The 25,613-nt window shown below is 71.5% G+C and carries 26 protein-coding genes and 1 pseudogene; 4 read left to right on the forward strand and 23 right to left on the reverse strand.

Annotated features, from left to right (window positions below):
• Nucleotides 1–9: 9 nt before the first annotated feature.
• The 4 genes from ADL03_RS30580 to ADL03_RS30600 form a co-directional block, all read right to left on the reverse strand.
• Entirely contained in the window at nt 10–1,479 is a 1,470-nt protein-coding gene (locus ADL03_RS30580; protein WP_063798752.1) for a molybdopterin-dependent oxidoreductase, read from the reverse strand.
• A gap of 401 nt (nt 1,480–1,880) precedes the next feature.
• Nucleotides 1,881–2,777, reverse strand: coding sequence for an HAD family phosphatase (locus ADL03_RS30590; protein ID WP_053737053.1), 897 nt, complete (start codon nt 2,775–2,777; stop codon nt 1,881–1,883).
• A gap of 74 nt (nt 2,778–2,851) precedes the next feature.
• Nucleotides 2,852–3,928 (reverse strand): DUF5667 domain-containing protein, encoded by a 1,077-nt coding sequence (locus ADL03_RS47540; protein ID WP_053737054.1) that lies wholly within the window; start codon nt 3,926–3,928, stop codon nt 2,852–2,854.
• A 54-nt stretch (nt 3,929–3,982) separates the two neighbouring features.
• On the reverse strand, nt 3,983–4,558 hold the full coding sequence (locus tag ADL03_RS30600) for a sigma-70 family RNA polymerase sigma factor (protein WP_197288774.1): 576 nt from the start codon (nt 4,556–4,558) through the stop codon (nt 3,983–3,985).
• 207 nt (nt 4,559–4,765) lie between these two features.
• Between ADL03_RS30600 and ADL03_RS30605 the strand changes: the two genes are divergently transcribed.
• Nucleotides 4,766–6,241, forward strand: coding sequence for an AMP-binding protein (locus tag ADL03_RS30605; protein WP_053737056.1), 1,476 nt, complete (start codon nt 4,766–4,768; stop codon nt 6,239–6,241).
• 1 nt (nt 6,242) lies between these two features.
• Nucleotides 6,243–6,479 carry a glutaredoxin family protein gene (locus ADL03_RS30610; RefSeq protein ID WP_053737057.1) on the forward strand — a complete coding sequence of 79 codons (237 nt, stop codon included), beginning with the start codon at nt 6,243–6,245 and terminating at the stop codon, nt 6,477–6,479.
• Here ADL03_RS30610 and ADL03_RS30615 read toward each other — a convergent pair.
• Nucleotides 6,468–7,121, reverse strand: a complete 654-nt coding sequence (locus tag ADL03_RS30615; protein ID WP_231642486.1) for a helix-turn-helix transcriptional regulator — start codon at nt 7,119–7,121, stop codon at nt 6,468–6,470. The genes ADL03_RS30610 and ADL03_RS30615 overlap by 12 nt on opposite strands.
• Before the next feature lie 66 nt (nt 7,122–7,187).
• Here ADL03_RS30615 and ADL03_RS48855 point away from each other — a divergent pair, with 66 nt between their 5' ends.
• The gene (locus tag ADL03_RS48855; protein ID WP_197288775.1) at nt 7,188–8,420 is read left to right on the forward strand and encodes an isocitrate lyase/phosphoenolpyruvate mutase family protein; all 1,233 of its coding nucleotides are present in this window, start codon (nt 7,188–7,190) and stop codon (nt 8,418–8,420) included.
• On the opposite strand, the gene ADL03_RS30625 is transcribed toward ADL03_RS48855, so the two are convergent.
• From ADL03_RS30625 to ADL03_RS30680, 13 genes are all read right to left on the reverse strand, one after another.
• Nucleotides 8,389–9,348, reverse strand: a complete 960-nt coding sequence (locus ADL03_RS30625) for a lysophospholipid acyltransferase family protein (protein ID WP_053737060.1) — start codon at nt 9,346–9,348, stop codon at nt 8,389–8,391. The two genes, ADL03_RS48855 and ADL03_RS30625, sit on opposite strands and share 32 nt — an antisense overlap.
• 15 nt (nt 9,349–9,363) lie before the next feature.
• Complete coding sequence (locus tag ADL03_RS30630; protein ID WP_053737061.1) at nt 9,364–10,401, reverse strand: NAD-dependent epimerase/dehydratase family protein; 1,038 nt, start codon at nt 10,399–10,401, stop codon at nt 9,364–9,366.
• A 261-nt stretch (nt 10,402–10,662) separates the two neighbouring features.
• Nucleotides 10,663–10,764 carry a 30S ribosomal protein bS22 gene (locus ADL03_RS45975; RefSeq protein ID WP_015105422.1) on the reverse strand — a complete coding sequence of 34 codons (102 nt, stop codon included), beginning with the start codon at nt 10,762–10,764 and terminating at the stop codon, nt 10,663–10,665.
• Nucleotides 10,765–10,895: 131 nt separating this feature from the next.
• Nucleotides 10,896–11,108, reverse strand: coding sequence for a helix-turn-helix domain-containing protein (locus ADL03_RS30635; RefSeq protein WP_053737062.1), 213 nt, complete (start codon nt 11,106–11,108; stop codon nt 10,896–10,898).
• A gap of 117 nt (nt 11,109–11,225) precedes the next feature.
• The gene (gene proC, locus ADL03_RS30640; RefSeq protein ID WP_053737063.1) at nt 11,226–12,035 is read right to left on the reverse strand and encodes a pyrroline-5-carboxylate reductase; all 810 of its coding nucleotides are present in this window, start codon (nt 12,033–12,035) and stop codon (nt 11,226–11,228) included.
• 10 nt (nt 12,036–12,045) lie between these two features.
• Complete coding sequence (locus ADL03_RS30645) at nt 12,046–12,828, reverse strand: thioesterase family protein (protein ID WP_053737064.1); 783 nt, start codon at nt 12,826–12,828, stop codon at nt 12,046–12,048.
• Nucleotides 12,825–13,697: a proline dehydrogenase family protein gene (locus tag ADL03_RS30650; protein ID WP_053737097.1), complete on the reverse strand. Its 873-nt coding sequence runs from the start codon at nt 13,695–13,697 to the stop codon at nt 12,825–12,827. Before ADL03_RS30650 ends, ADL03_RS30645 begins: the two co-directional genes overlap by 4 nt.
• A gap of 113 nt (nt 13,698–13,810) precedes the next feature.
• Nucleotides 13,811–14,653: a sugar phosphate isomerase/epimerase gene (locus ADL03_RS30655; RefSeq protein ID WP_063798753.1), complete on the reverse strand. Its 843-nt coding sequence runs from the start codon at nt 14,651–14,653 to the stop codon at nt 13,811–13,813.
• A complete protein-coding gene (locus tag ADL03_RS48860) occupies nt 14,650–16,041 on the reverse strand; it encodes a hypothetical protein (RefSeq protein WP_053737065.1) in 1,392 nt (463 codons plus the stop codon). Before ADL03_RS48860 ends, ADL03_RS30655 begins: the two co-directional genes overlap by 4 nt.
• Nucleotides 16,041–17,021, reverse strand: a complete 981-nt coding sequence (locus tag ADL03_RS30665; protein WP_053737066.1) for a Ppx/GppA phosphatase family protein — start codon at nt 17,019–17,021, stop codon at nt 16,041–16,043. Before ADL03_RS30665 ends, ADL03_RS48860 begins: the two co-directional genes overlap by 1 nt.
• Nucleotides 17,022–17,048: 27 nt before the next feature.
• On the reverse strand, nt 17,049–17,729 hold the full coding sequence (locus ADL03_RS30670) for a response regulator transcription factor (RefSeq protein WP_053737067.1): 681 nt from the start codon (nt 17,727–17,729) through the stop codon (nt 17,049–17,051).
• Nucleotides 17,726–18,895 (reverse strand): ATP-binding protein, encoded by a 1,170-nt coding sequence (locus tag ADL03_RS30675; RefSeq protein WP_053737068.1) that lies wholly within the window; start codon nt 18,893–18,895, stop codon nt 17,726–17,728. The genes ADL03_RS30670 and ADL03_RS30675 overlap by 4 nt, the downstream gene beginning before the upstream one ends.
• A gap of 190 nt (nt 18,896–19,085) precedes the next feature.
• A complete protein-coding gene (locus tag ADL03_RS30680) occupies nt 19,086–19,832 on the reverse strand; it encodes a phosphoglyceromutase (RefSeq protein WP_053737069.1) in 747 nt (248 codons plus the stop codon).
• Nucleotides 19,833–19,948: 116 nt separating this feature from the next.
• Here ADL03_RS30680 and ADL03_RS30685 point away from each other — a divergent pair, with 116 nt between their 5' ends.
• Entirely contained in the window at nt 19,949–20,506 is a 558-nt protein-coding gene (locus tag ADL03_RS30685; RefSeq protein ID WP_053737070.1) for a dihydrofolate reductase family protein, read from the forward strand.
• Between the two features lie 65 nt (nt 20,507–20,571).
• On the opposite strand, the gene ADL03_RS30690 is transcribed toward ADL03_RS30685, so the two are convergent.
• The 5 genes and pseudogenes from ADL03_RS30690 to ADL03_RS47550 all read right to left on the reverse strand — a co-directional run bounded on the left by ADL03_RS30690 (nt 20,572) and on the right by ADL03_RS47550 (nt 25,569).
• Nucleotides 20,572–22,137: an AMP-binding protein gene (locus ADL03_RS30690; RefSeq protein WP_053737071.1), complete on the reverse strand. Its 1,566-nt coding sequence runs from the start codon at nt 22,135–22,137 to the stop codon at nt 20,572–20,574.
• 395 nt (nt 22,138–22,532) lie between these two features.
• Nucleotides 22,533–23,402 carry a DUF4349 domain-containing protein gene (locus tag ADL03_RS30695; RefSeq protein ID WP_063798754.1) on the reverse strand — a complete coding sequence of 290 codons (870 nt, stop codon included), beginning with the start codon at nt 23,400–23,402 and terminating at the stop codon, nt 22,533–22,535.
• Nucleotides 23,403–23,462: 60 nt separating this feature from the next.
• Complete coding sequence (locus ADL03_RS30700) at nt 23,463–23,942, reverse strand: YbjN domain-containing protein (RefSeq protein ID WP_053737073.1); 480 nt, start codon at nt 23,940–23,942, stop codon at nt 23,463–23,465.
• 14 nt (nt 23,943–23,956) lie between these two features.
• Nucleotides 23,957–25,186: pseudogene (gene mshA, locus ADL03_RS30705) on the reverse strand (D-inositol-3-phosphate glycosyltransferase); the annotation flags it as partial.
• Nucleotides 25,183–25,569 carry an alpha/beta fold hydrolase gene (locus tag ADL03_RS47550; protein ID WP_157529499.1) on the reverse strand — a complete coding sequence of 129 codons (387 nt, stop codon included), beginning with the start codon at nt 25,567–25,569 and terminating at the stop codon, nt 25,183–25,185. The pseudogene mshA and the gene ADL03_RS47550, both read right to left, overlap by 4 nt.
• Between the last annotated feature and the right edge of the window lie 44 nt (nt 25,570–25,613).

Here is a 25,613-nt window from a genome sequence, read left to right on the forward strand (position 1 = left end):
GGTGAGCGCCTACTCGACGGTGAAGGTGACCGAGTGCCATCCCGTCGCACCGTCGGGAACCGGGTCGAGCCGCGCCTGGTCCTGGGTGAACCCGGACTTGTCGGTGGCCCGGCACTCGGCCGTGTGGCTGCCGGGCCGCAGGTCCACCTCGGCCCGCCACATCCGCCACGTGCTGTCGCTGACGTCGGCGGCGAGCTCGGCCTCCTGCCACGGTCCGCCGTCAACCCTGACCTCCACCTTGGCCACGCCCGTCGGCTGCGCCCACGCCGTGCCCGCGAGCACGGTCTTGCCGCGGACCCTGTCCATCCGGCCGGGACGGTCGATCCGCGAGGAGGTCTTGATCGGCGCCCTGGTCGCCCAGCCGCGGGGGATCCAGTAGCCCTGCTCCTTCTCGAACGTGGTCACGTTGAGGTCGGTGACCCACTTGGTGGCCGACACGTACCCGTAGAGCCCCGGCACGACGAGCCGCGCCGGGAAACCGTGCTCGGCGGGCAGCGGTTCACCGTTCATGCCGATCGCGATCATGCCGCGCTCCAGCACGTAGTCGAGCGGGCTGCCCGCGGTGAACCCGTCGTCGCTGGTGCTGAACAGCTGGTCGGCGCCCGCCTTCACGCCGGCCTCGCGCAGCACGTCGCCGATCGGCACGCCGATGAACCGCGCCGTGGAGATGTAGGGGCCGCCGATCTCGTTGGACACGCAGGTCAGCGTGACGACCTCTTCCTTGAGCTCGCGTTTGCGCAGCTCGTCGAACGTCAGCACCATCGGGCGCTCGACCATGCCGTGGACCCGCAGCGCCCACTCCTCCGCGCGGATCCTGGGCACGCTCAGCGCCGTGTCGATCCGGTAGAAGTCCTTGTTGCCGGTGATGAAGCTCGGGGTGCCGTCCTTGACGAAGTCCGCGTTGAACGGCGGCTCCGGCGCGGGCGTCGCGGCCTTGAGCTCGCCGATCGCCTGCCGCGAGCCCTCGACGTCGGTCCGGCTGCCGAACACCTGCCCCGCGATCCCGGCGACGGCCGCGAGCCCGGCCGTGACGAGGAAGTCCCGCCGCGAGCCGCTCTGCTCGCTCTCCCGGTGCAGGTAGCGGAACACGTAGAGCCCGGCGGCGAGGCTGGCCACCGGCGCCAGCACGCTGAGCTGACCGACGTCCGGCCTGCTCAGCACGGCCGCGATGCCCACCACGCCGAGCGCGACGGCCACCACGGACCCCGGCGTGGCGCTGGTGCGGCTCAGCAGCCCCGCCGCGACGCCCACACCGGCCAGGACCAGCGCCATGCCGGTGAGCAGCACGAGCTTGTCGTAGGTGCCGAACGTGCTGACGGCGAAGTCCTTGAGCCACGACGGCGTGAGGTCGATGGCCGCGTTGCCGACCGCGAGGTACGGCGACGAGCCCAGCCCCACGAAGGCGGCGACCAGGTGCCCGGCCGCGAGCGCGGCGACGACGGCGAGCAGACCGGTGAGAGCGGCCTTGGCGGGCTTCATGCTCCTCATTCGACACCTGTCCGGCCCCGGTGCGCACGGCTCGTAAGGGGTCGGTAATCAGCTCGTGCCGACTTACGCTCGTCGCGTGACCGACAGGCCGTGGGCCGAAGCGGACTACGTGGCGTACCTGGAGACCGAGCGCGCGCACTACGCGTGGGCCATGCGGCACTACGCCGGACTACCCAGGCCGGATCGCGGGCGGGTGACGTGCCGGCGGCTGCGCGGCTCGCGGCCGGTGGGCCGGTCACCACGCCGACTCAGCGCCGCCGCATCCCCGGCCGACTTGTCCCGCCGCCATGACGCCTCGTCGAACTCGACCCAGCGCGCGTCCGACCCGCCGCGCCAGACCCGGTCCAGCACCACCGCGCCGCGTCTGACCTGGCCCGAAACGGCGTCCCGGTCTACCGGACCCGGCGCCGCCACGCCATCGTCGCCGCCACGGCCCCGGCCAGCGCTCCCACGCCCAGCACGGACGGCACGCCGATCTTGGCCGCCTTGCGGCCGGTGCGGAAGTCGCGGATCTCCCAGCCCTTGCGGCGGGAGATCTCGCGCAGCTGCGAGTCGGGGTTGACCGCCACCGCCGTGCCGACCACGGACAGCATCGGCACGTCGTTCGACGAGTCCGAGTAGGCCGTGCACCGCCGCAGGTCGAGGCCTTCCTTGGCGGCCAGGGACCGGACCGCCTGCGCCTTGGCCTTGCCGTGCAGCAGGTCGCCGACGAGCCGGCCGGTGTAGATGCCGTCGGCCGACTCGGACACGGTGCCGAGCGCGCCGGTCAGGCCCAGGCGGCGGGCGATGATCTGGGCCAGCTCGACCGGGGTGGCGGTGACCAGCCACACCCGTTGACCCGCGTCGAGGTGCATCTGGGCCAGTGCCTGGGTGCCCTTCCAGATGCGGTCGGCCATCAGCTCGTCGTAGATCTCCTCGCCCAGCGACACGAGCTCGCCGACGCTGCGCCCGGCCACGAACGACAGCGCCTGTTCGCGCGAGGCCTTCACCGAGGACGGGTCCTCGCGGCCGCCGACGCGGAACTTGAGCTGCTGCCAGACGAAACCGGCCAGGTCGGACGTCGAGAAGTACTTGCGCGCGGCCAGGCCGCGGGCGAAGTGGAAGATCGACGCGCCCATCATCATCGTGTTGTCGACGTCGAAGAACGCGGCGGCCGTCAGGTCCGTCGGCACCGCCAGCGAGGCTTCGAGCTCGGGCGCGGCGGCAGCGGCGGCCAGGGCCGCTTCGGCCGACGCCTCGCCCGCGAGTTCGGCCAGCCGGTCGCTCTCCACCTCACGCTTGCCTGCCATGTGACAAGCCTAGCGATCTGGTCCGTCCGCGAGCCTGCAACTGCGCCGAAGCCGATTCCAAGTCGAGACGCCGGTCAGCCGAAGCTGATCCCCGGCAGCAACGGCAGCGAGATGCTCGGCAGCGGCAACGGCAGCGGGATCGTGATCCCCGGCTTCGACGGCGACGGCGGCGTGGACGTACCCGGCTGCCCGGACGGAACGGGCGCCGACGGCAGCCCCGGCGTCACGGACTGCGTGGGCAGCACCGGCGGCTGCGCGGACCCGGAGGGCACCGGCAAGCCGGACGGCGTGGGGTTCACCGACGACTCGCGGCCGGGCGTCGTGCGCGGGTCGGCCACCGCGGAGCAGTCGTCCTTCGACGGCACCGGTCCGAGCGGGTCCGACGAGCCGCTCACCACGGCGGCGCACGAGGCGCGGGCGGCCAGGTCGTGGGCGCGCTGGGCGATCGACGCGAGCAGCCACATGGTCGTGTCGGCGTGCTCGCCGGCGTCACCGGGCAGCCGCGGCCGCAGCGTGCCGAGCTTCTCGTACTGGTCGAGGGCCCAGTCGCGCAGCGACGGCAGCACGGTCTTGTCGGAGGAGGTGCCGTACGCGGTGAGCTGGCGCGCGCCCTCCACGGCGTCGGCGTCCAGGTCGGCGAGGGCGGTGAGCTGGCTGGCGGAGTCCGCGCCGCGGTCGGCGAGGGTCTCCATCTCGGTCACGCGGGAGGCGGCGAACTCCAGGTGCTTGAGCGCACGGGACTCGTCGTCGAAGGTCAGGCCGAGCGAGGCGCCCTCGGCGGTGCGCTTCACGCCGTAGAGCGGGTCTCCGGGGAGCGCGTCACGGCTGAGCAGCACGCTCATGCCACCGAGCGACATCAGCAGGCACAGGACGGCGGCGGCCGCGACCGCTAATCGGCCACGCGCTCCCACGCGTCTTACCGACGGCAACACCAGCGGCCGCTCCTGCGGTGGCGCGGTGAGGACGCGCCGTCTCATCCGCTCGCGCGTCTCGGCGTCCGGGCCGACGTCCATGCCGCGGAGCAGCTCGACCACCGCCAGCTCCTCCGCGAACGAGTCACCCCCGACCGGCTGAGGGCCGCCTTCCACGGCACGGGCGAAGCGCTCGTGCTCTGTCTGCCGCCACCGCGGTGTTCTTCCCTTGCCGTCCATCTCAGCCCGAGTAACGAAATTGATCTTCTTTGGGTTACGCGCCTGCGATCACGATCACCGCAACCACGACGGGAGGATCTGTGCGAGCCGCCGCACGGCCCGGTGCTGCAACGCCTTCACGGCGCCCTCGTTGCGGTCCATGAGCTCCGCGACCTCGGACACCGACTTGCCCTCGATGAACCTCAGCCGGATGCACTCCTGCTGGTCGTCCCCCAGCTGGGAGACGCAGCGGAGCAGCTCGGCGTTGGTCGCCTCGGTCATCACTTCCTGTTCGGGGCCGCTGGTCTCCTCGCGGTTGTCCTGCAGCTCCGCCGTCGTGACCTCCAGCCGGTAGCGACTGGACTTCACGTGGTCATACACGATGTTGCGGGCGATCGTCACGAACCACGCGCCGACGTCACGGCCCTGGTAGCTGACCGATCCGATGCTGCGCAGCGCGCGCAAGAACGTCTCACTGGTCACGTCCTCGGCGAACGCGCGATCGCCGCCCACCCGGAAGAGGACGTAGCGGAACACCATGTCGACGTAGTTGTCGTAAAGCACCCCGAACGCGTCGGTGTCACCCTCTTGGGCGGCCCTGACGAGCTGCCACGGCTCGTCGCCTGCGTCGTCGTGCTGACCCCCCGTCATGGTCCGGGTGGTCCTGATCGTCGGTCGTGCCCGCGCGGTCATCGGCTCGCGGCACCTCCACAGAGTCGCCGTGGCGGCAGCATACGTGTTGTTACTCCGTAGTAGGTAGTGGGCGGGTTGTGATGTGAGGACGCACGAACCGCGTATTCGTGACGCCGGCCAGGCGTGGAAGACTGCCCGGAGCGCCCTGTTGTTCATGAGGAGGCCATGTTGACTTCCGCTCGCAATGTCGCAGATCTGGTCCGCACGTCGGCACAGCGGGGGCCTGGCCACGTCGCCCTCGTCGACGTCGCGAGCGGTAAGAGCCTCACGTGGGAAACCATCGACGGTGCGGTCGACGCTTTCGCCCGCCGTTTGGCCGATTCCGGTCTCGAACCCGGCGACCGAGTGGCGGTACGGCTGCCCACCTGCCCCGAGTTCGTGGTCGCCGTGTTCGGCGTGCTGCGCGCGGGCGGTGTCGTGGTGCCGGCCGGTCCCGGCAACCCGCCGCGCGAGCTGCAGCGCATCCTGGCCGACTCCGGTGCCGCGTTCCTGGTCGGCGACGGCGAGGGATCCGACGCCACCGTGCTCGACCTGCCCGACGTCACGGCGACCGCCGAGCCGTTCGAGGCGGTCCGCGGCGGCGAGGACCTGGCCGTGCTCGGCTACACCTCCGGCACCTCGGGCGTGCCGCGCGGCGCGATGCTGTCGCACCGGGCGCTGCTCGCGAACGTCGCCCAGTGCGCCTCGCTGCGTCCCGCCCCCGTGACGGCGGGCGACCGGGTGCTGCTCGCGCTGCCGCTGTTCCACGTCTACGGCCTCGGACCCGGCCTGCTGCAGGTCGCGGGCGCGGGCGCCACGGCCGTGCTGCTGGAGCGCTTCGACCCGGACACCGCGCTCGACGTGATCGAGCAGCACCGGATCACCACGATGGTCGGCGTGCCGCCGATGTACCGGGCGCTGCTGGCGCACCCGGTCGAGGTGCTGCGCGAGAAGCTCGCCACGGTCCGGCTCTTCACCTCCGGCGCCGCACCGCTGCCGGCCGCGCTCATCACCGAGATGCGCACAGCGGTCGGCATCCCGGTCTTCGAGGGCTACGGCCTGACCGAGACGGGCCCGGTGCTGACGTCCACGCTGGTCGGCGGTGTGCCGAAGCCGGGGTCGGTCGGCCAGGCGCTGCCCGGCGTCGAGATCCGGCTGGTCGACACCGACGGCTCTGTCCTCGACATCGACGAGGACGAGCCGGGCACGGGACTGGTGTCCGCGAAGGGCGACAACCTGTTCTCCGGCTACTGGCCCGACGGCGCGCACGGGCCGGACGCGTCCGGCTGGTTCCGCACCGGCGATGTCGGCTTCATCGACGCCGACGGTGACCTGCACCTGGTCGACCGGGCCGGCGACCTGATCATCGTCAACGGCTTCAACGTCTACCCGCACGAGGTCGAGCAGGTGCTCTGCGAGCTACCGGCCGTGCTGGAGGCGGCGGCGGTCGGCGTGCCGGACGAGCGGACCGGCGAGTCGGTGAAGGTCGTCATCGTGCTGCGCGACGGGCAGGAGCTCACCTCCGACGAGGTCGTGGCGCACTGCGCGGCCCGGCTGGCGAAGTTCAAGGTGCCGGCGTCGGTGGAGTTCGCGCCCGCGCTGCCGCACTCGCCGACCGGCAAGCTGGCCCGTGCCGTGCTGCGCAAGCCGCTGGGGGCCTGAGATGCACCACGTGACCGTCATGGGCCGCAAGGACTGCCACGCGTGCGAGGTCGCCCAGGCCGAGATCGCGCGCATCTGCGGCGAGACCGGCGCGACCTGGTCCGTCGAGGACGTCGACACGAACCCGGAGTGGCGGGCCGAGTACGGCGACCAGGTGCCGGTGTTCCTCGTCGACGGGATCGAGCACGGGTACTGGCAGGTCGAGGAGGACCGCCTGCGGGCAGCGCTAGCCGAGTAGTCCCAGCTCACGCCAGCCGTGCTCGCCCGCGGGGGTGAGCACGACGGCGCGGCTCGTGCCGACCCGCCGGACCCAGCCGCGGCCGAGGAACTCGGCGCACAGGTGGGCCCCGGCGGCACCGGCGACGTGCGGCACGCGTTCGGTCCAGTCCAGGCACGCCCTGCTGACCTGATGTGTCGACGGCGTGAAGCTGAGCTGTCCCAGCCACGCCAGGCCGTGGTCGGTGACGGCCAGGTCGGCGGTCAGCACGCCCAGCCCCAGCAGGCCGGTCTTGAGCGCGATGCCGAGCTGACCGGCGAGGTGGTCGTAGCAGGTCCGGCCGCGTGCCATGGCCTCGGACGCGGAGGCCGCCCTGAGCGTGCGCGGCCGTGGCCGCGGCCCGGCGAACGCGGTCATCGACTCCAGCAGCTCGGCGACGTGCGGGCCCGCGAGCGAGACGTACCGGTGCCGGCCCTGGCGGTGCTCCACGAGCAGTCCGCCGTCGACCAGCCTGGTCAGGTGCTCGCTGGCGGTCGAGGGCGCCACCCGCGCGTGCCGGGCGAGCTCGGTCGCGGTCCAGGCCCGGCCGTCCAGCAGCGCGGAGCAGAACGCGGCCCGCGTGCCGTCCGCCAGCAGCGCGGCCACCTGCGCCAATGCCTCCATGTCCGCCATTCTGCGCCCGTGACGCTTCGGCCGGCGCCGAAGCGTCACGGCCCTAGCGTGCTGACCATGACCGAGAAGCTGCTGACCCTGCCCGTGCCGCACGTCCCCGCGGGTGAGAGCGGGGTGGCGTGGCTGCGCTCCACCGTCGTCCGCTTCAGCAACGGCACCGAGCACGCCCGCCGCCGCGCGCTCACGACCGCCTTGCTGGAGGGTGTCGACGCCACCACGCTCGACGAGCTGGCCGCGCAGGTCCTGCCGGGCGCGCTGGACGACGTCGCGGTGATCGCGCCGAGCTACCAGCCGCACGAAGACATCACCTCAGCGGCTGACAGGGCCGTGGAACGTCTGGTGGCCCGGCACGGGCGCACGGAGACCACCGCGGCCCGGATCGGGCTCCTGGTGCAGGCCTGGGCCGCAACGCGGGCGTTCGCCGGGCACCTGACCGCCGGGAACCCGGCTCCCCCGGTCCCGCTGACCCGCCGCGAGACCGCCGCGGGCGTGGTCGAGGTCGACCTCACCGGCCACCCGTTCGGCCACGGCGCGCACGCGTGCCCCGGCCGCGAGCTCGCCACGAAGATCGCCAAGAACATGGCGTTCCGCGCCCTGCACCACCGCGACGAGCCGTTGCTGCTGCCGAACGCCTGGGACCACGCCACCGCCGTCGCGCTCCAGGAGGCCGGCTACCTCGCCGTCGGCACGACGAGCTTCGGGGTGTCGGCCGCGCACGGCGTGCCGGACGCGTCCGGACTGGCCGAGGAGCCCACCCGCACCCTCGCCCGCCTGCTCACGACCCTGCCGTGCCCGGTCACCGCCGACGTCGAGGCCGGCTTCTCCGCCGACCCCGGCGAGGTCGCCGAGTACGTCGCCTCGCTGGGCGTGTCCGGGGTGAACCTGGAGGACGGCCGCGCCGACCACCTCGCGGACCCGGCCCACCAGGCCGAACTCGTCGCGGCGGTCAAGCGGCGCTGCCCCGGCGTGTTCGTGAACGCCCGCGTCGACACGCACTGGCTCGGCATCGACGCGACGCTGCCCGAGGTGCTGACTCGCGCGGAGCACTACCTCGCCGCCGGCGCCGACGGGATCTTCGTGCCGCGCCTGCCGCTGCCGGACGTGGCGGCGTTCACGGCCACGTTCGACGCGCCGCTGAACGTGCTGGCCGGGGAGCCGGTGCGGCGGCTGGCCGACCTGGGCGTGCGGCGGATCAGCACGGGCTCGCAGCTGTTCCGCGCCGCCCGCGCCGCGGCCGTGGCGACCGCTGACGCCCTGCTCAGCCCAGGAACACGTTCCGGCGCTGCGTGAGCAGCCGGTACAGCGTCTGCTGGATCGTCTCGCGCACCTGGTCGGTCAGGTTGAACACCAGCATCGGGTCGTCGGCGGCGTTCTCGCCGAAGGCGTCCGTGCGGATCGGCTCACCGAACTCGATGTACCACTTCGACGGCAGCGGGATCGCGCCCAGCGGCCCCAGCAGCGGGAAGAACGGCGTCACCGGGAAGTACGGGAAGCCGAACAGCCGCGCCAGCGCCTTGATGTCGCCGATCATCGGGTAGATCTCCTCGGCACCGACGATCGAGCACGGGATGATCGGCGTGCCGGTCTTGAGCGCCGCCGCCACGAACCCGCCGCGGCCGAAGCGCTGCAGCTTGTAGCGGTCCTTGAACGGCTTGCCGATGCCCTTGAAGCCCTCCGGCCACACGCCCACCAGCTCGCCGGACGACAGCAGCCGCTCGGCGTCCGGGTTGCACGCGAGCGTCTGCCCCGACTTGCGGGCCAGCGCGCCCAGCACCGGCGTGCGGAACACCAGGTCGGCGCCCAGCATGCGCATGTGCCGCTGCGCCGGGTGCTCGGACGCGATGCCGAACGACGTCATCAGCGCGTCGAGCGGCAACGTGCCGGAGTGGTTCGCCACGATCAGCGCGCCACCGTCCGCCGGGATGTTCGACATGCCGATCGTCTCGACCCGGAACCACTTCTCGTACAGCGGCTTGAGCGGCGGCATCAGCACGTTCTCGGTCAGGTCGCGGTCGAACCCGAACTCGTCGACCTGGTAGTCGCCCGTGATCCGCCTGCGCGCGAACGCCAGCAGGTCGGCCAGCCTGCGTTCCCAGTCCGGCGGCGCGGACCGGTGCTGCTCCGGCTCCGGGACCACCTCGACGTGCCGCGCTCTGCGTGCGGCGTCGCGCTCCGGGTCGTGCAGCGGGATAACGCGTGCACCTGCCACTGCGTTCATCTCCTCAGGCAAAGATCAGCGGAAACGAGCTGCCGCGTCGAGGATTCCCCGTTCCGCGGCGTCGATCGTCTCCTGGTCGACGAGCGGCTTGAGACCCCGGCCACTCACGTAGTCGTCGAAGGCCTGCTGGGTGGTCCACCGCGGCGTGAACCCGAACTCCTCCTTCAGCAGGGTGGTGTCAACCACGCGCCCCCAGTTGAGGAACCTCATCTGGTCGGGCGAGAAGTCGACGAGCCGGGCGCTCCGGAAGAAGCCGCCGACCGTGGGCACGGCCATGCTGGGCACCGGCAGGTTCAGCCTGCCCGCCCTGCGGATGGCCTGCGACAACAGCAGCACGCCGTCGCCGCCCACGTTGAACACGCCCGGCAGGTCGTGCAGCGTCGCGCGTTCGAGGACGGCGAGCGCGTCCTCGGAGTGCAACAGCTGCACGCGCGCGTCGTAGCCCAGGACCGTGGGCACGACCGGGAGCGCGAAGTAGCGGGTGAGGACCGTGTCGATGCGCGGCCCGATGAAGTTGGTGAAGCGCAGCGTGGTCACGTTCACGTCCGGCCTGCGGCGGCCGAACCCGCGCACGTACCCCTCGACCTCGACCGCGTCCTTGGCGTAACCGGACGACGGCAGGTCCTTGGGCCCCATGTCCTCGGTGAACACCGCCGGGTCCCGCGAGCTCGACCCGTATACGGCGCTCGTGGACTTCACGACGAGCTTGCGCACCTTCGGCGACTTCTGGCACGCGGCCAGCAGCTGCATGGTGCCGATGACGTTCATCTCCTTCATCACCGTGCGGCCGGTGGGCCCGGCCGGGTTGGCGGTGACGGAGGCGTGGACCACCGTGTCCACGTTCGCCGTGGCGATGACCTTGCTGATCAGCGGGTTGCGGATGTCGGCCCGCACGAACTCCGCCCGTCCCATCCGGCGCAGCAGGTCACGCGGTGGCGGCTCGGTGTCGACCCCGAGCACGCGCTCGACGTCCGGGTTGGCGGCGAACCGCGCGGCGAGGTGGCCGCCGAGGAAGCGGCTGACTCCGGTGACGAGGACGACCCTGGGCGTCATGCGACTCCAAGCAGACGGGCGTGGCGATTGGTCGATGTTACAAGCCGGATGTGAAACCGAGCGGGGCCGGAACGCCGTCTTGACGCAGGTCACGCGGGCTTCACGGCCCAATCACCCGATCGGCGGCGACCGTTCCCGTGTTTCCGGGCAAGCGTCTCACTGGGTGAAATTCCGTGCCACCGCAACTACCCGGCGTGGCCGGAAAAGCAACCACCGCCGGCCCCTGCGAGAGGGACCGGCGGTGGTGAGAGCCGCACGGGCTTACTTACCGCGCTTCCTGCGCTGGACGCGAGTCTTGCGCAGCAGCTTGCGGTGCTTCTTCTTCGACATGCGCTTGCGGCGCTTCTTGATGACCGAGCCCATGCGGGTTCCTTAGCTCTAGACGTTGCTTTGACTGGCGCGCCCCAGCCTTGGCCGTGTCAAGCACGGCGCGCCGGTAAGCACGATCGGCCTACCAGTCTACCCGCTGGGGTTCGCCCGTCCTGCAACGCCCTTCAGCCGGCGTCGAAGTACGCGTTCTCGAGGTAGGCGTGCACCGCTTTCTCGGGCACCCGGAACGACTTGCCGACCCGCACAGCGGGCAGCTCACCGGAGTGCACCAGGCGGTACACGGTCATCTTCGAGACCCGCATCATCGAGGCCACCTCAGCCACGGTCAGGAACTGCACCTGAGCGAGACCAGTTCGTTCGTTCTCCTTCGCAGACATACATCACCGCATCCTTCGACACGTGTCGTGCCGTCGGTCTTCCCCACCGACGGTTCGACACGCACGTGCTGCTCTGAGAGTAGCGGGACTGGTGTGACTCCTGCGACGACCAACCGGTCAGTCCTCGTGCTGGCGGCCCAGTTCGACGGAGCGGTCGCGGGCGGACTCGATGGCGGCCAGCAGTGCGGCGCGGACGCCGTGCTTCTCCAGCTCGCGGATCGCCATGATCGTCGTACCGGCCGGCGAGGTGACCGCCTCGCGCAGGATGACCGGGTGCGACTGGCCCTGGGCCAGCATCGTCGCCGCGCCCACGGCCGACTGGATGATCAGCTGGGAGGCCAGGTCGCGCGGGATGCCGAGCAGGATGCCCGCGTCGATCATCGCCTCGACCAGGAAGAAGAAGTACGCCGGTCCGGAACCCGACAACGCCGTCACGGCGTCCTGCTGCGACTCCGGCACGACCGCGACCTTGCCCACGGTCGACAGCAGCTCCTCGACGACCTTGAGGTGCTCGGGCGTGGCGTTGGAACCGCCGGAGACCGCGCTCATCGCCGCACCGACGACCATCGGCGTGTTCGGCATCACCCGGACCACCGGCGTGCCCTCGGGCAGCCTGCGTTCGAACAGGGCGGTCGGCAGGCCCGCGCACAGCGACACGATCAGCGTGCCGGCCCGCAGCACCGGCGCGAGCTCGGTCAGCAACGGCTCGATGTCCTGCGGCTTGACGGCGACGATCAGCACGTCCGCCTTCTGCGCGGCACCGGCGACCGTCACCGCCTCGAACCCGTACTGCTCGGTGAGCGAGCGCGCACGGGCCTCGTGCTTCTCGGTGAACATCAGATCGGCGGCCGGCCGGCCGCCCTGCAGAAGCCCGGACAGCAGCGCCTCACCGATCTTGCCCGCGCCGAGCACCGCGATCTTCGTCATCGGTCAAGTCTCACACAGCCGGCGTCAGCGCCAACTGCCGTGCCTGGCACACCAGCCGGCCCGCCGCGTCGATCACGGTGGCGTCCTCGTCGAACCACTGCCCGTGCACCGCCCGGCAGCTGACGTGGATGCGCAGCCACCCCGGCACCGGCCGTGCCCGCAGCAACGCCGTCAGCTGCACCGTCGGCGACCAGCCGAAGCGGCCCAGGTTGAACGTCACCGGCATCGACAGGTCGCCCGCCAGCAGCGCGAAGTACGGGTCGGGGTGCTCGTCGATCGGCCGGGCCCACAGCTTGAACTCCAGCGGCCCGTCCGTGCGCCGGTCGAGGAACGCCGCCGACTCGCGGTCCACCCGCAGGTCGCACAGCGCGCCGACCTTGTAGGAGCCGCCCGTCGGGAACGACGCCAGCTCGATCGACCCCGGCGGCGGTGCGGCGGGCATCGCCGGCAGGTTCACGTAGTCGGCGCGGTGCTCCGGGATCCGCCCGAGCGTGACCGACGCCTCGACGCACACCTGGCCGCGCTGCTCCATCGTCACCGCGACCACCGTCGCCGTCCGCCCCGCCTTGCGCAGGTCGGTCCTGACCAGCACCGGCCCGACCTCCGGCGCGCGCAGGAACTGCGCGGCCACGGCCAGCGGGTCGCCGTCCACCGACTGCGCCGCCGCCCTCGTCATCACCGCCAGGAGGAACCCGCCGTGGGGCTTCGGGCCCACCGTCCACTCCGCGGGGAGCGAGGCGGTGAAGGTGCCGTCGCCGAGCGAGCGCACCGCGCTGGACTTCGTGAAGGTCATGAGCGGCTGACCAGCGACCGCAGGAAGAAAGTCACGTTGGCAGGCCGTTCTGCAAGTCGCCGCATGAGATATCCGTACCACTGCTCGCCGTAGGGAACATAAATGCGCGCGCCGAGCCGTACCTGCTCCTGCGGCCGCACGCCGTACAACATCTGGTACTCGAAATCCGTTTTGTCGTACCACCGGGCGCGTTCACCGATGATCTCGATCAGCCGCGGGTCGTGGGTGGCGAACATCGGGTAGCCCTCCCCGGCGAGGAGGACGTTCAGGCACCGCACGTAGTTCAGGTCGACCTCGTGCGGGTCCTGGATCGCGACCTCCGCCGGTTCCGCGTAGGCGCCCTTGACCAGGCGCACCCGGCTGCCGGGCCCGGCGAGCTGACGGCAGTCGTCCAGCGTCCGGTGCAGGTAGGTCTGCAGCACCGCCCCGACCCACGGCCAGGTTCTGCGCAGCTCGTGCAGCACCTGCAGCGTCGAGTCCGTGGTGGTGTGGTCCTCCATGTCGAGCGTGACCGTCGTCCCGCACTGCTCGGCGGCCGCGCAGATCCGCGAGGCGTTCGTCAGCGCCAGCGACCCGTCGAGCGCCTGCCCGACCGCCGACAGCTTCACGCTGACCTCGGACCGTTCGGCCAGCCCAGCGGCGTGCAGCGCGTCGAGCAACTCCAGGTAGGCCTGGACCGTCCGCTCGGCCTGCGCCTCGTCGGTGGCGTCCTCGCCTAGGTAGTCGAGCGTGACCGGCAGCCCCAGGCCGCGCACGACGCCGACCGCGTCCGCCGTCGTCTCGCCCGCCACGAACCGCTGCACGACGTTCCGGCTGACGGGTGCGCCGGCGACGAGGCGCCGGACCGTCTCGTTGCGAGACGCGGCCATGATCAACGCTCGCAGCGGGTCCACACCCGAACCCTAACCCGCTGGCCTCCGCCGCTCAGCGCACGCGGGGTCCTTTCGTGCGCCGCGGGAGTGCGGAAGCTCCCCGCGTGCGCTCAGGACCGGGCGGAGCGAGGGGTGGTGGAGGTGCCGTCGGCCGGCCAGTCGAGGTGCAGGCGGGCGAACAGCAACGCCTCCGCGAGCATCTCCCGCCGCGCCGCCGGGGTGGCCGCCCGCCGGGTGTTGACCTCCAGCACGACCTGGCCGTCGAACCCGCCGCGCGCCAGCATCTCGCACAGCTCGGCGCACGGCTGCGTGCCGCGTCCCGGAACCATGTGCTCGTCCTTGGGCGCACCGGACCCGTCGGCGAGGTGGACGTGCCGCAGCCCGTCGCCCATCCGCTTGGCCAGCTCCAGCGCGTCCATGTGCGCCGCGGCCGAGTGCGACAGGTCGAGGGTGTAGTTGCGGTGCCCGACGTCGGTCGGGTCGATCGAGGGCTTGAACGCGGTCATCTGCACCGAGCGCCCACGCCCGAGGGGCCGCTTCACCGGGAACATGTTCTCCACGGCGATCGCGATCCCGCTCTCGTCCTCCAGCTCCTCGACCAGCGCGGCGAACCCGTCCGCGTACCGGCGCTGCCACCGGAACGGCGGGTGCAGCACCACGGTCGGCGCGTTCAGGTCGGCGGCGGCCCGCACGGCCTTGCGCAGCCGTTCGACCGGGTCGGGCGACCACACGCGCTGCGAGATCAGCAGGCACGGCGCGTGCACGGCCAGCACCGGCAGGCCCGAGCGGTTCGACAACCGGTCGACGGCGCGGATGTCCTGCGACACCGGGTCGGCCCAGACCATCAGCTCGACACCGTCGTAGCCCAGCTCGGACGCGATCTCGAAGGCCGCTCCGGCGGGCTGCGGGTACACCGATGCCGTGGACAGCCCGACCGGGACGCGGGCCGTCAACTCTTCACCAGCAGCATCGCCGCTGGTGAGACGGTGACGATGAGGCCCACGAGGATGGCGAGCAGGGTGGTCTGGAGGTCGTCGGCGCGGCGGATCTTGCGGACCAGCAGCACCAGGCCCACGGTCACAGCGAGCGCGACCACGAGCGCGGCCACGGCCTGCGTGCGCCACAGGAAGTTGAAGGCGAGCCACAGCGCGGCGCCGCCGAGCACGCCGACGGCGAGCTGGCCGATCATGACCAGCCACTCCTTGGCCGGCGAGCGCTGGACGTCCTCCTCCGGCTCCTCGTCGGCCTCGGCGGCGTCGTCCAGGCCGGCCGGCCGCTCGTCGTCCTCCTCGGACTCGGAGTCGGCGAGGTAGTCGTCCTCCTGGCGGTAGACGTCGTACTCCTGCGAGTCGTCGTCGTCCACGTACGGCGCGGGGTGGGCCGCCGTCGCCTCCATCGGCGGCAGCGACAGGTCCGTCCGCTGCAGGTCGACCTCGTCGTCGCCGAACCACGCGTCGGCGTCGTTGCCGGGCAACGGCTCGGGCAGCTTCGGCGGGGCGGGCGGCACGATCAGGACCGACTCGGTCTCCAGCGCGGCGATCTGGTCGATCGGCGCCTTGGCCGGGATGCGCGGCAGCTGCTCGGTCATCGCCTCGCGGGGCGGACCGGGGACCGGCATCTGCACCGGCGGCTGACCGGGCTTCGGCGGGCGCACGAGGTTCGTGCGCGACGGCGGCGGGGCGGCCGGGTCGAGCCTCGACTCGATGCGGCCACCATCAGGGCGCGGCAGGTCCGGCCGGGACAGGTCGGCGGGGCGGGGCAGGTCCGGGCGCGAGAGGTCCGGGCGCGAGAGGTCGGGACGCGGCAGGTCCGACCGCGACACGTCGGGGCGCACGCCGTCGGGGCGGGGCAGGTCGGAACGCGACGGCTGGTCGCGGACCTGCGGCACCTGCCTGGTCTGCTCGGCGGCAGCGGCGGGCGGTGGCACGGGAGCGGGCGGAGCGGGTCTGCGCACCTGCGGCGCGACCGGCGGCTGCGGCGCGGGCAGCTGCTGCGAGGGCTGCGGCTTCGGCAGCTGCTGCGACGGCTGCGGCTGGGCGGCGGCGGGTGGCGGCGGCGGTACCGGCGGTTGGGGCTGGTAGGCGGTCCGCTCGGCGGCCGGTTCCGGCTTGGCGCGACGGCCGGTCGGTGCCGGGTCGTCGTCGCGCACGGCCATCAGCCGGCCGCTGTCGGACAGGACCCGCTCGATGATCGTCTGGGGCGCGGTCTCCGGCTGCTGGACTTCTTCGTCGTCCTCCGCGCGGCGGCGTCGCCGACGTGGCGCCTCCCCCGAGCTGCCGTATTGGGCGAGCAGCTCAGCGACAGTGCGCTGCGTGTGCTCCGATCCGCTCTCTCGACTCATCAACTCCACCGTGCCCCGGTCTGGCTGGTCCGTCCAGTATCGCCCTGGTCGGTCCCATCAGTGTGGTCCAGCCGCCGGAGGATGACACCCTCCCGGAGCGCCCACGGGCAAATCTCCAGCTGCGTGAGTGACAGGGCTCGCATGGTTGCCTCCGCGACCAGCGCGCCCGCGACGAGCTGGTGCGCACGCGACGTGCTGACACCCTCCAGCTCTGCGAGGTCACTGGCCGACATCCGGGAAATGAACGCGATCAGCTGCCGCAGGCCGGCGTCGGTGAGCACGCGACGCGCCCTGGGCCCGGCAGACGATGGCGCGGCCCCGGTGAGCCGCGCCAGCGTTCGGAAAGTTTTTGAGGTCGCAACCACCCGATCGGGTTCACCCGCGCGTTTCAGCTTCCGCGCCACGGGCGCGAGCTGCTCGGCGAGCCATTCGGTGGTCTCGCGGACCTCGGACCGCCGCGGCGGGTCCTTCTTGAAGCGGGTCCTGGTCAGCCGGCCGGCGCCCAGCGGCACGGAGAACGCCATCTGCGGGTTCTCGTCGCGCCCGACGGCGAGCTCGAGCGAACCGCCGCCGATGTCGAGGCACAGCAGCTTGCCCGCCGACCAGCCGTACCAGCGGCGGACGGCGAGGAACGTGTACTTCGCCTCGTCCTCGCCGGACAGCACCCTGAGGTCGACCCCGGTCTCGGTGCGCACCCGGTCGAGCACCTCGGCGGAGTTGCCCGCCTCGCGCACCGCCGAGGTCGCGAACGCCAGCAGGTCCTCGCAGCCGGAGCGCTTGGCCGACGCCTTGGCGGCGGCCACCGCGCGAACCAGCTGGTCAGCACCTGCCTTGCTGAGCATCCCCTTCTCGTCGAGCTGCTCGGCCAGACGCAGGATCGACTTCTCGGAGTTCGTCGGAATCGGGTGGGCACCACGATGCGCGTCCACCACCAGGAGGTGGACGGTGTTCGAACCCACGTCAAGGACGCCCAGGCGCACGCCGGAAACGGTACCTGGTCGTGTCCGTCAGGACTCGAACTTGTAACCGAGACCCCTCACGGTCACCAGGTGCCGCGGTGCCGACGGGTCCGGTTCGATCTTCGAGCGCAGCCGCTTGACGTGCACGTCCAGCGTCTTCGTGTCGCCCACGTAGTCCGCGCCCCACACCCGGTCGATCAGCTGACCGCGGGTCAGCACCCGGCCGACGTTGCGCAGCAGGTACTCCAGGAGGTCGAACTCCTTGAGCGGCAGGCTGATGTCCTGGCCGCCGACGGTGACGACGTGGCGTTCCACGTCCATCCGCACCGGTCCGGCCTCCAGGATCTGCGGGAGCAGGTCCTCCGACTCGCCGCCGCGGCGCAGCACCGCGCGGATGCGGGCGATGAGCTCGCGGGCCGAGTACGGCTTGGTGACGTAGTCGTCGGCGCCCAGCTCCAGGCCCACGACCTTGTCGATCTCGCTGTCGCGCGCCGTCACCATGATCACGGGCACGGCGGAGCGCTGCCGCAGCTGCTTGCAGACGTCGGTGCCGCTCATGCCGGGCAGCATGAGGTCGAGCAGCACGATGTCGGCGCCGTTGCGGTCGAACTCCTCCAGCGCCTCCTGGCCGGTGGCCGCGAGCGCGGCGGTGAACCCCTCCTTGCGCAGCAGGAAGGCGAGCGGATCGGCGAAGGACTCCTCGTCCTCCACGATGAGCACCCTGGTCACAGCTCTCCTCCGGTGTCACCCGCGCCGGTCGGGACGAGGGTGGGGTTGGGTTCGGTCGCCGCGGCCGGCAGCCGCAGCGTGAAGGTGGACCCCGTTCCCGGGAGGCTCCACAGCTTCACCTCACCGCCGTGGTTGGCGGCGACGTGCTTGACGATCGCGAGCCCCAGACCGGTCCCGCCGGTCGCACGCGACCGGGCCTTGTCGACGCGGTAGAACCGCTCGAAGACCCTGGTCTGCTGCTCCTCGGCGATGCCGATGCCGCGGTCGGTCACGGCGATCTCGACGTGCCCGTCCACGAGCCGGCGGCTCACCGAGACCGGGCTGCCCGGCGGCGAGTACGCCACGGCGTTGTCCAGCAGGTTCGTCAGCGCCGTGACCAGCAACGACCGGTCGCCCGGCACCACGAACCCGCTCGGCTCGTCGGTGGTGATCGAGATGTTCACCGACTCGGCGGCGAGCTTGGACCGCGACAGCGCCTCGTTGATCACGACGTCGATCTCGGTGTCGGACAGCTCCGGCAGCTTCTCGGCGCCCTGCAGGCGGGACAGCGCGATCAGCTCGGTGACGAGCGTGCCGAGGCGGGTGGCCTCCTGCATGATCTTGGCGCTGAACCGGCGGACCTCGTCCTGGTCGTCGCTCGCGTCGAGCACGGCCTCCGCGAGCAGCGCCAGGGCGCCGACCGGGGTCTTGAGCTCGTGGCTGACGTTCGCCACGAAGTCGCGCCGGGTCTTCTCCAGCCGCACGGCCTCGGACTCGTCGGTCGCGTCCACCACGGTGAAGCCCTCGGTCAGCAGCCTGACCTCGGCGTGCACGGCGGCGGGCTGGCGGCCCCTGGTGCCCTCCGGCGGGGAGATGTCGACGTAGACGACCTCGTTGCTGTTGCGGACGGCCTCGGCGGCCTTGCGCGCGCGGTCGTCGACGCGGTTGTTGCGGACGACCCCGAGCTCTTCTGCCCGCGGGTTGTGCAGCACGACGTCACCGAAGTGGTTCAGCACCACGATGCCGTCGTGGGAGTCCTGGACGATCCGCTGCATCAGGTCGGCGACCGTCAGCCCCTGCGGGGCCTTCGGGGAGCGGGGAGCGGTGAACCTGCCGACGAAGAATGCGGCGATCGCGGCGATGAGCGCGACGCCGATCGACACAGCGAGGTAACCCGTTGTGGTCACGAGGCGAATGGTAAGCAGCTCAGAGGTGACTTGGCCTAGTGCGGAAGCGTGAACCGTGACACCCGCGACACCTCAGTGGACGGTTGTTCCGTCCCTGGTCAGCCCCTGTTCACCCAACCGTGATGCACCGGGTGGAACGCGCGGGGGCCCCGCGTCCCCCTGAAGGGAACGCGGGGCCCCCGCGTGACTTTCAGCGACCCTGGTTCGCGACGGCCGCGATGGCGTCCTTCGCGGCGTCCGGGTCGAGGTACTCGCCGCCCGGCTTGATCGGCTTCAGGTCCTCGTCGAGGTCGTAGCGCAGCGGGATGCCGGTCGGGATGTTCAGCCCGGCGATCGCCTCGTCCGAGATGCCGTCGAGGTGCTTCACGAGCGCGCGCAGCGAGTTGCCGTGCGCGGCCACGAGCACCGTCTTGCCGGTGCGCAGGTCCGGCACGATCGCCTCGTCCCAGTACGGCAGCATCCGCTTCACGACGTCGAGCAGGCACTCGGTCAGCGGCAGGTCCGGCCCGAGGCCCGCGTAGCGCGGGTCGGCGTCCTGGCTGAACTCGCTGCCCGGCTCGATCGGCGGCGGCGGCGTGTCGTAGGAGCGGCGCCAGAGCATGAACTGCTCCTCGCCGAACTCCTCCAGCGTCTGCTTCTTGTTCTTGCCCTGCAACGCGCCGTAGTGGCGCTCGTTGAGCCGCCAGTCGCGGCGGACCGGGATCCAGTGCCGGTCGGCGGCGTCGAGCGCCAGGTTGGCGGTCATGATCGCCCGGCGCATGAGGCTGGTGTGCAGGACCTCCGGCAGGACACCGGCGTCTTTGAGGAGCTGACCGCCGCGACGGGCCTCCTTCTCGCCCTTCTCCGACAGGGGAACGTCCACCCAGCCGGTGAACAGGTTCTCCGCGTTCCACGTGCTCTCGCCGTGGCGGAGCAGCACCAAGGTTCCGACAGACATGCCGGCAAGCCTGCCATGCCGGCCCCCGCGCCGTACCCCGGCCGGCCGGCGTGATCCACGCCATGGGATCCGGCCGGCGCCGATGAGTTCGCGGCCCGCGCCCGGTCTGCACCGGCATGAGTGATTCGGATGCGGGCCCGGGCAAGGTCGTGGTGAACAGGTCGATGTCGCTGGACGGGTTCATCGCCGGCCCCGACCACGAGATGGACTGGGCGATCGAGTACTTCAAGGACGACCGGTTCGCCGAGATCATGCACGCCACCGGCGCCATGCTCGTCGGCCGCCGCACCCACGAGGTGGCCAAGCGGATGGCGCCGGAGAACACCGAGTACGACGGTGGCCCGGTGTTCGTCCTGACGCACCGGCCGCCCGACGAGCCGGAGCGCGGTGTCACGTTCCTCTCGTGCGACCTCGCCGAGGCCGTCGCCACGGCACGCGCGGCGGCGGGCGGGAAGAACCTGGAGGTCCTCGGCGCCGACCTGGCGAGCCAGTGCCTGCGGGCCGGGCTCGTCGACGAGGTGCTGGTGTACGTGCTGCCGGTGCTGCTCGGCGACGGCGTGCGGTTCTCGGCGCCGGGGCTCGGGCGGATCGATCTGGAACCGTTCGAGGCGACGCGGTCGGGGCAGGTGACCGTGCTGCGGTTCCACGTGCGCAAGCCCGCGGCCGAGCGGTGACGACGGGCCGGGCTGCGAGCTGAACGCCCTGGCAACGGCCGTTGCCAGGGCGTCCGGCAGCTCGCTCAGGCGCTTTCGCGGGCCCGCAGGTCCTTGCGCAGGATCTTGCCCGCCGCGGACTTCGGGATCGCCTCGATGAACTCGACCACGCGCACCTTCTTGTGCGGCGCCACGTGCGCGGCCACGAACGCCATGACGGCGTCGGCGTCCAGCGTCGAGCCCGGTTGCCGCACCACGAACGCCTTCGGCACCTCCTCGCCGTCCGCGTCGCGCACGCCGATGACCGCCGCGTCGGCGATCTCGTCGTGGGTGAGCAGTACGGCCTCCAGCTCGGCCGGGGGCACCTGGTAGCCCTTGTACTTGATCAGTTCCTTGACCCGGTCGACGATCGAGACGATGCCGTCGGCGTCGATCACGGCCACGTCGCCGGTGTGCAGCCAGCCCTCGTCGTCGAGGGTGGCGGCGGTGGCGCCGGGGTTGTTCAGGTAGCCCTTCATGACGTTCGGGCCCTTGCACCACAGCTCGCCGCGCTCGCCCACGCCGACGTCGGCGCCGGTGGCCGGGTCGACCAGGCGGCACTCCAGGTTCGGGATGATGATGCCGACGGTGCCGACCGAGATGTCGTCGCGGCCGTCCGGGATGGCGTGGCTGACCGGCGACATCTCCGTCATGCCGTAGCCCTGGACGACTCGGCAGCCGATGCGCTTGCGCACCGTGGCGGCGAGGTCCTCGTCCAGCGGCGCCGCGCCCGAGAAGAGCGTCTTGAGCGGGGAGAGGTCGTAGTTGTCGACGATCGGGTGCTTGGCCAGGGCGACGGCGATCGGCGGGGCGATGTAGACGCGGTCGGTCTTGTGCTCCGCGATGACCCGCAGGAACTCCGGCAGCTCGAACCTCGGCAGCGTCACGACGACACCGCCGATGTACAGGCCGCTGTTCATCAGCACCTGCATGCCGTAGATGTGGAAGAACGGGAGCACGGCGAGGATCCGGGTGTGCGCCCCGACGTCGGCCATGATCGGGTCGCACTGCACGAGGTTCGCGACCAGGTTGCGGTGCGTCAGCATCACGCCCTTGGGCAGCGCGGTCGTGCCGGACGAGTACGGCAGCACGGCGACGTCCTCGGCCGGGTTGATCTCCACCGACGGCACCGGCTCTGAGTTGGCCAGCAGCTCGCCCAGCGACGGGTAGCCCTCGGCACCGTCGAGCACCACGACGTCGGTGACGCCCGCCTTCTCCGCGCCCGGTGCGGCGTTGGGCAGCAGGATCGACACGGTGAACAGCATCTTCGCGCCCGCGTCGTGCAGCTGGTGCGCGACCTCGTCGGGCGTGTAGAGCGCGTTGATCGTGGTCGCGGTGGCGCCCGCGCGCAGGATGCCGTGGAACACGACGGCGTAGTAGGGCGTGTTCGGGCTGAGGATGCCGACCACGTCGCCCTTGCCGATGCCCCGCGCGGCCAGTGCGGCGGCCAGGCGGTCGATGGCGCCGGCGAGCTGGCCGTACGTGAGCGTGGCCCCGGACATGCCGTCGATCAGCGCAACGCGGTCCACCCGGTCGGCGATGTCGCCGAACAACAGCTGGTGCAACGACACGTCGGGGATCTCGACATCGGGGAACGGACTGCGAAAGACCATGCGGCGACCTCATTCACTCGCTGTACACCCAGCCTGCGAGGTCATCGTGATCCAGGCCACTGAACAGGTCAAGCAAGTCGGGATCGCTACAGAGACGTTACTTCGCGCCGCTAAATACACTCGAATGGAGCAATCCGAGCACTTGTGATCGCAACCAGGTATCTGGGAAGTTGGTCACGCCTCCGCGAGCCGGCTCCCACGTTTTCCTCGGCGAGCGGACGGCAAGCGCGCGGTTCGTCACCCCCCGTCGAATCGCGTGGCCCGCTTGGGATCCGGACCTCCCCCCGTCCATGGACCCAGTGCAGCGGGGACCTTTGACGCGGGACGGCTCGATGCGACTCCCCCTCTCTCCCGAGCCGTTCCGCGCTTCACAAAGGGCCACTCTCAGTAGAGTTTTAGGCCTCTGCCTCGACCGTTGGAGTGACACGCTTCCGGCGACGCAGCCAGTAGATCAACGCCACCGTGGGCGCACCGAACACCAGTGCGAACGGCAGCACACCGCCGACACCCACCAGGACCAGCCGCAGCACGTGCACGAGCGCGCCCCACCCGGCGGCGAACGCCCCGAGGAACCCGGTCTTCTCCTCGACCGGCGGCGGAATCGGCGTGGTGCTGACCTGCACCGTCAACGTTGCCAGCGCGACCTTGCCCTTCAGCGACTCGCTGCGCCGCTGCAACGACTCCAGCTCGCTCTGCCGCTTGGTCAGCTCACCCTCGACCTGCGCGATCTCGGCCGTCGTCCCGGCACGCTCGAACAGCACCCGCAGCCGGTCGACGCTGGCCTTCTGCGTCGCGATCCGCGCCTCGACGTCGACCAGCTGGTCGGTGACGTCCTCGCTGCGCACCTCGCTGCGCGTGACCTCGCCGATCCGCTCGGTCTCCAGGCTCCGCACGATCCCGTCGAGCTCGTTCGACGGCACCCGCACGGTCACGGTCCCGTAGCTCTTGGTCGAGTTCTCCTGCCCGGCGAACCCGCCGGCCTGCTGCGCCTTGGCCTTGATCTGCCCGATGGCCCTCAGCACGTCGTCACTGCGCAGGTCGACCGTGGCCGTGCGGACCAGCTGCCGTTCCTGCTGCTGCACCGACTGAGCGGACTGGTTCGACTGCCCGCTCCTGTCCTGCTTCTGCGCTTCCTGCGGCGCTGCCCGCTGCTGCGGCGCGGCGTTCTCGACCGCCGCGCCACTCGAACTGTCCGAGCTCGCGCCACACCCCGTCGCAACGAGGGCCAGCAACGCGACTCCCACCCACAGCACTCGTCTGCCCATGCACGTCGGACGGAACCGGGCGCCGCGGCAGTTGCCGCCGGAGCCGAAACGAGGCGGGGTCTACTCCGAAACGAGATGTTGGAACGCCCGCAGGTTCGCCAGCGACTCGCCGCGCGACACCCGCCAGGCCCACTCCCGCCGGATCGCGTCGGCGAACCCGATCTCGAGCAACGGGTTGAAGTCGCCGTCCGCGGCTTCCAGCACCTGCCCCAGCACCCGGTCCAGCTCGTCCGCGGTCACCGCGTGCTTGCCGACCCGGCCGACCAGGTAGATGTCGCCCTCGGCGTCGATCGTGTAGTGCACGCCGTACAGCCGTGCGTTGCGCCGCAGCAGGAACCGGTAGACGTCCTCGAACGACTGGTCCGGTCGCCGGCACACGAACGCCTCGACCACCAGCGCGTGCTTCGTCTCGACCAGCCAGACGTTCGTCTGCAGCTTCTTGGTACCCGGCAGCGTCACGAAGAACCGGCCCTCTTCACGACGGTCGTACTTCAGCTCGCGTTCGTCCAGGAACGACTTGATGACGGCGTCGACGGTCACGCGAAAACCTCCCGGCGGAACACTTCTGCCGCCTCCTGGTACCCCGCCAGCAGGGCATCAGTCGTGCGGTCCCACGAGAAGCGTCGCGCATGCCCCACCGCGTTGCTCGCCAGGTGCTCGCGCTGCGGCAACGCCACGGTCGCGAGCGCCGTCGCCCAGGCCCCCGCCTCGTGGCCGTGCACCAGCACCCCGGACACGCCGTCGTTGACCGCCACCGGCAACCCGCCGACGGCCGCCGCGACCACCGGCGTCCCGCACGCCTGGGCCTCCAGCGCCACCAGCCCGAACGACTCGTTGTGGCTCGGCACCGCCACCAGGTCCGCCGCCCGGTAGACCTCCGCCAGCGCCGCACCCGGCTGTGGCGGCAGGAACCGCACCACGTCCGTGATGCCCAGCTGTCCGGCCAGCTCCTCCAGCGCCTTCGGCTGCTCCAGCCCGCTGCCCGACGGCCCGCCGACGACCAGCACGACCAGCCGCGACCGCAGCCCCGGATCACGCACCAGCATCTCCGCGGCGGCGCGCAGCAGCACGTCCGGCGCCTTCAGCGGCTGGATCCGCCCCACGAACGCCAGCACCACGGCGTCACGCGGGAGCCCGAACCGCTGCCGCGCCCGGTCGCGGTCGCCCGGCGTGAACCGGTCGAGGTCCACACCCGGCGGCACCACGGCCACCTTCGACGGCTCGGCGTCGTACAGCTTGATCAGCTCGGCGGCCTCGATGTCGGTGTTGGCGACCAGCCGGTCGGACTCGTTGACGACCTGTTCCTCGCCGATGACGCGCATCCGCGGCTCCGGCGCGTCCCCCTCGGCCAGCGCCAGGTTCTTGACCTTGGCCAGCGTGTGCGCGGTGTGCACGAGCGGCACGCCCCAGCGTTCCCGCGCCAGCCAGCCGACCTGCCCGGACAGCCAGTAGTGCGAGTGGATCGCGTCGTAGTAGCCCGGCTCGTGCCGTGCCTCGGCCCGCAGGACGCCCGCCGTGAACGCGCACAGCTGGCCGGGCAGCTCCTCCTTGCCCAGCCCCTCGAACGGCCCGGCGGCGACATGCCGCACGCGCACGCCCGGCGCCAGCTCGGCCACCGGCGGCAGCTCGCTGGAGGTCGCGCGCGTGAAGATCTCCACCTCCACGCCCCGCCGCGCCATCCGCGTCGCCGTCTGCACGATGTAGACGTTCATGCCGCCCGCGTCACCCGTGCCCGGCTGCTCCAGCGGCGACGTGTGCACGCTCAGGACCGCGACCCGCTTCACCGGACCACCTCCTCCAGGTCGGCCGCGAACTGGTCTCGCCGTTCGGGGAACGGCACGTGCGCGGTGTCGGGATACCAGCTCAACTCGGCTCCGGGGATCAGGGCGGCGGAGTACTCGGCGGCGGCAGGGGCCACCACCCGGTCTTGGGTGCCGTGCACCACAGGGGCCGGCACGACGAAGGCCGGCACGTCGGGGGCGGTCAGCACCGCCCGCGTCGGCGCGGGCAGCCCGCCTCGCACTTTATGGCTCGTGGCGGTGGCCGCGGCTGTGAGCTTGTCGACCGTCTCACCAGGGCCGGCCGCCCGCCGCTCACCGTCCCGCGGTCCCGCCGCACGGACGGCCGGTCGTCCCCCACCGGCCACCGTCACGTGTGTCAGCTGCACACAGGCACGAACGACCTGGTGGGGGGCCGCATTCCCGCTAGTCC

Source organism: Nocardia sp. NRRL S-836 (assembly GCF_001279525.1).
GTDB lineage: Bacteria > Actinomycetota > Actinomycetes > Mycobacteriales > Pseudonocardiaceae > Lentzea.

Coding starts and splice junctions, on each gene's coding strand:
- ADL03_RS30580 (WP_063798752.1), bottom strand. CDS start 1,479: ATGAAGCCCGCCAAGGCCGCTCTCACCGGTCTGCTCGCCGTCGTCGCC.
- ADL03_RS30590 (WP_053737053.1), bottom strand. CDS start 2,777: ATGGCAGGCAAGCGTGAGGTGGAGAGCGACCGGCTGGCCGAACTCGCG.
- ADL03_RS47540 (WP_053737054.1), bottom strand. CDS start 3,928: ATGGACGGCAAGGGAAGAACACCGCGGTGGCGGCAGACAGAGCACGAG.
- ADL03_RS30600 (WP_197288774.1), bottom strand. CDS start 4,558: ATGACGGGGGGTCAGCACGACGACGCAGGCGACGAGCCGTGGCAGCTC.
- ADL03_RS30605 (WP_053737056.1), top strand. CDS start 4,766: ATGTTGACTTCCGCTCGCAATGTCGCAGATCTGGTCCGCACGTCGGCA.
- ADL03_RS30610 (WP_053737057.1), top strand. CDS start 6,243: ATGCACCACGTGACCGTCATGGGCCGCAAGGACTGCCACGCGTGCGAG.
- ADL03_RS30615 (WP_231642486.1), bottom strand. CDS start 7,121: ATGGAGGCATTGGCGCAGGTGGCCGCGCTGCTGGCGGACGGCACGCGG.
- ADL03_RS48855 (WP_197288775.1), top strand. CDS start 7,188: ATGACCGAGAAGCTGCTGACCCTGCCCGTGCCGCACGTCCCCGCGGGT.
- ADL03_RS30625 (WP_053737060.1), bottom strand. CDS start 9,348: ATGAACGCAGTGGCAGGTGCACGCGTTATCCCGCTGCACGACCCGGAG.
- ADL03_RS30630 (WP_053737061.1), bottom strand. CDS start 10,401: ATGACGCCCAGGGTCGTCCTCGTCACCGGAGTCAGCCGCTTCCTCGGC.
- ADL03_RS45975 (WP_015105422.1), bottom strand. CDS start 10,764: ATGGGCTCGGTCATCAAGAAGCGCCGCAAGCGCATGTCGAAGAAGAAG.
- ADL03_RS30635 (WP_053737062.1), bottom strand. CDS start 11,108: ATGTCTGCGAAGGAGAACGAACGAACTGGTCTCGCTCAGGTGCAGTTC.
- proC (WP_053737063.1), bottom strand. CDS start 12,035: ATGACGAAGATCGCGGTGCTCGGCGCGGGCAAGATCGGTGAGGCGCTG.
- ADL03_RS30645 (WP_053737064.1), bottom strand. CDS start 12,828: ATGACCTTCACGAAGTCCAGCGCGGTGCGCTCGCTCGGCGACGGCACC.
- ADL03_RS30650 (WP_053737097.1), bottom strand. CDS start 13,697: ATGGCCGCGTCTCGCAACGAGACGGTCCGGCGCCTCGTCGCCGGCGCA.
- ADL03_RS48860 (WP_053737065.1), bottom strand. CDS start 16,041: ATGAGTCGAGAGAGCGGATCGGAGCACACGCAGCGCACTGTCGCTGAG.
- ADL03_RS30680 (WP_053737069.1), bottom strand. CDS start 19,832: ATGTCTGTCGGAACCTTGGTGCTGCTCCGCCACGGCGAGAGCACGTGG.
- ADL03_RS30685 (WP_053737070.1), top strand. CDS start 19,949: ATGAGTGATTCGGATGCGGGCCCGGGCAAGGTCGTGGTGAACAGGTCG.
- ADL03_RS30690 (WP_053737071.1), bottom strand. CDS start 22,137: ATGGTCTTTCGCAGTCCGTTCCCCGATGTCGAGATCCCCGACGTGTCG.
- ADL03_RS30695 (WP_063798754.1), bottom strand. CDS start 23,402: ATGGGCAGACGAGTGCTGTGGGTGGGAGTCGCGTTGCTGGCCCTCGTT.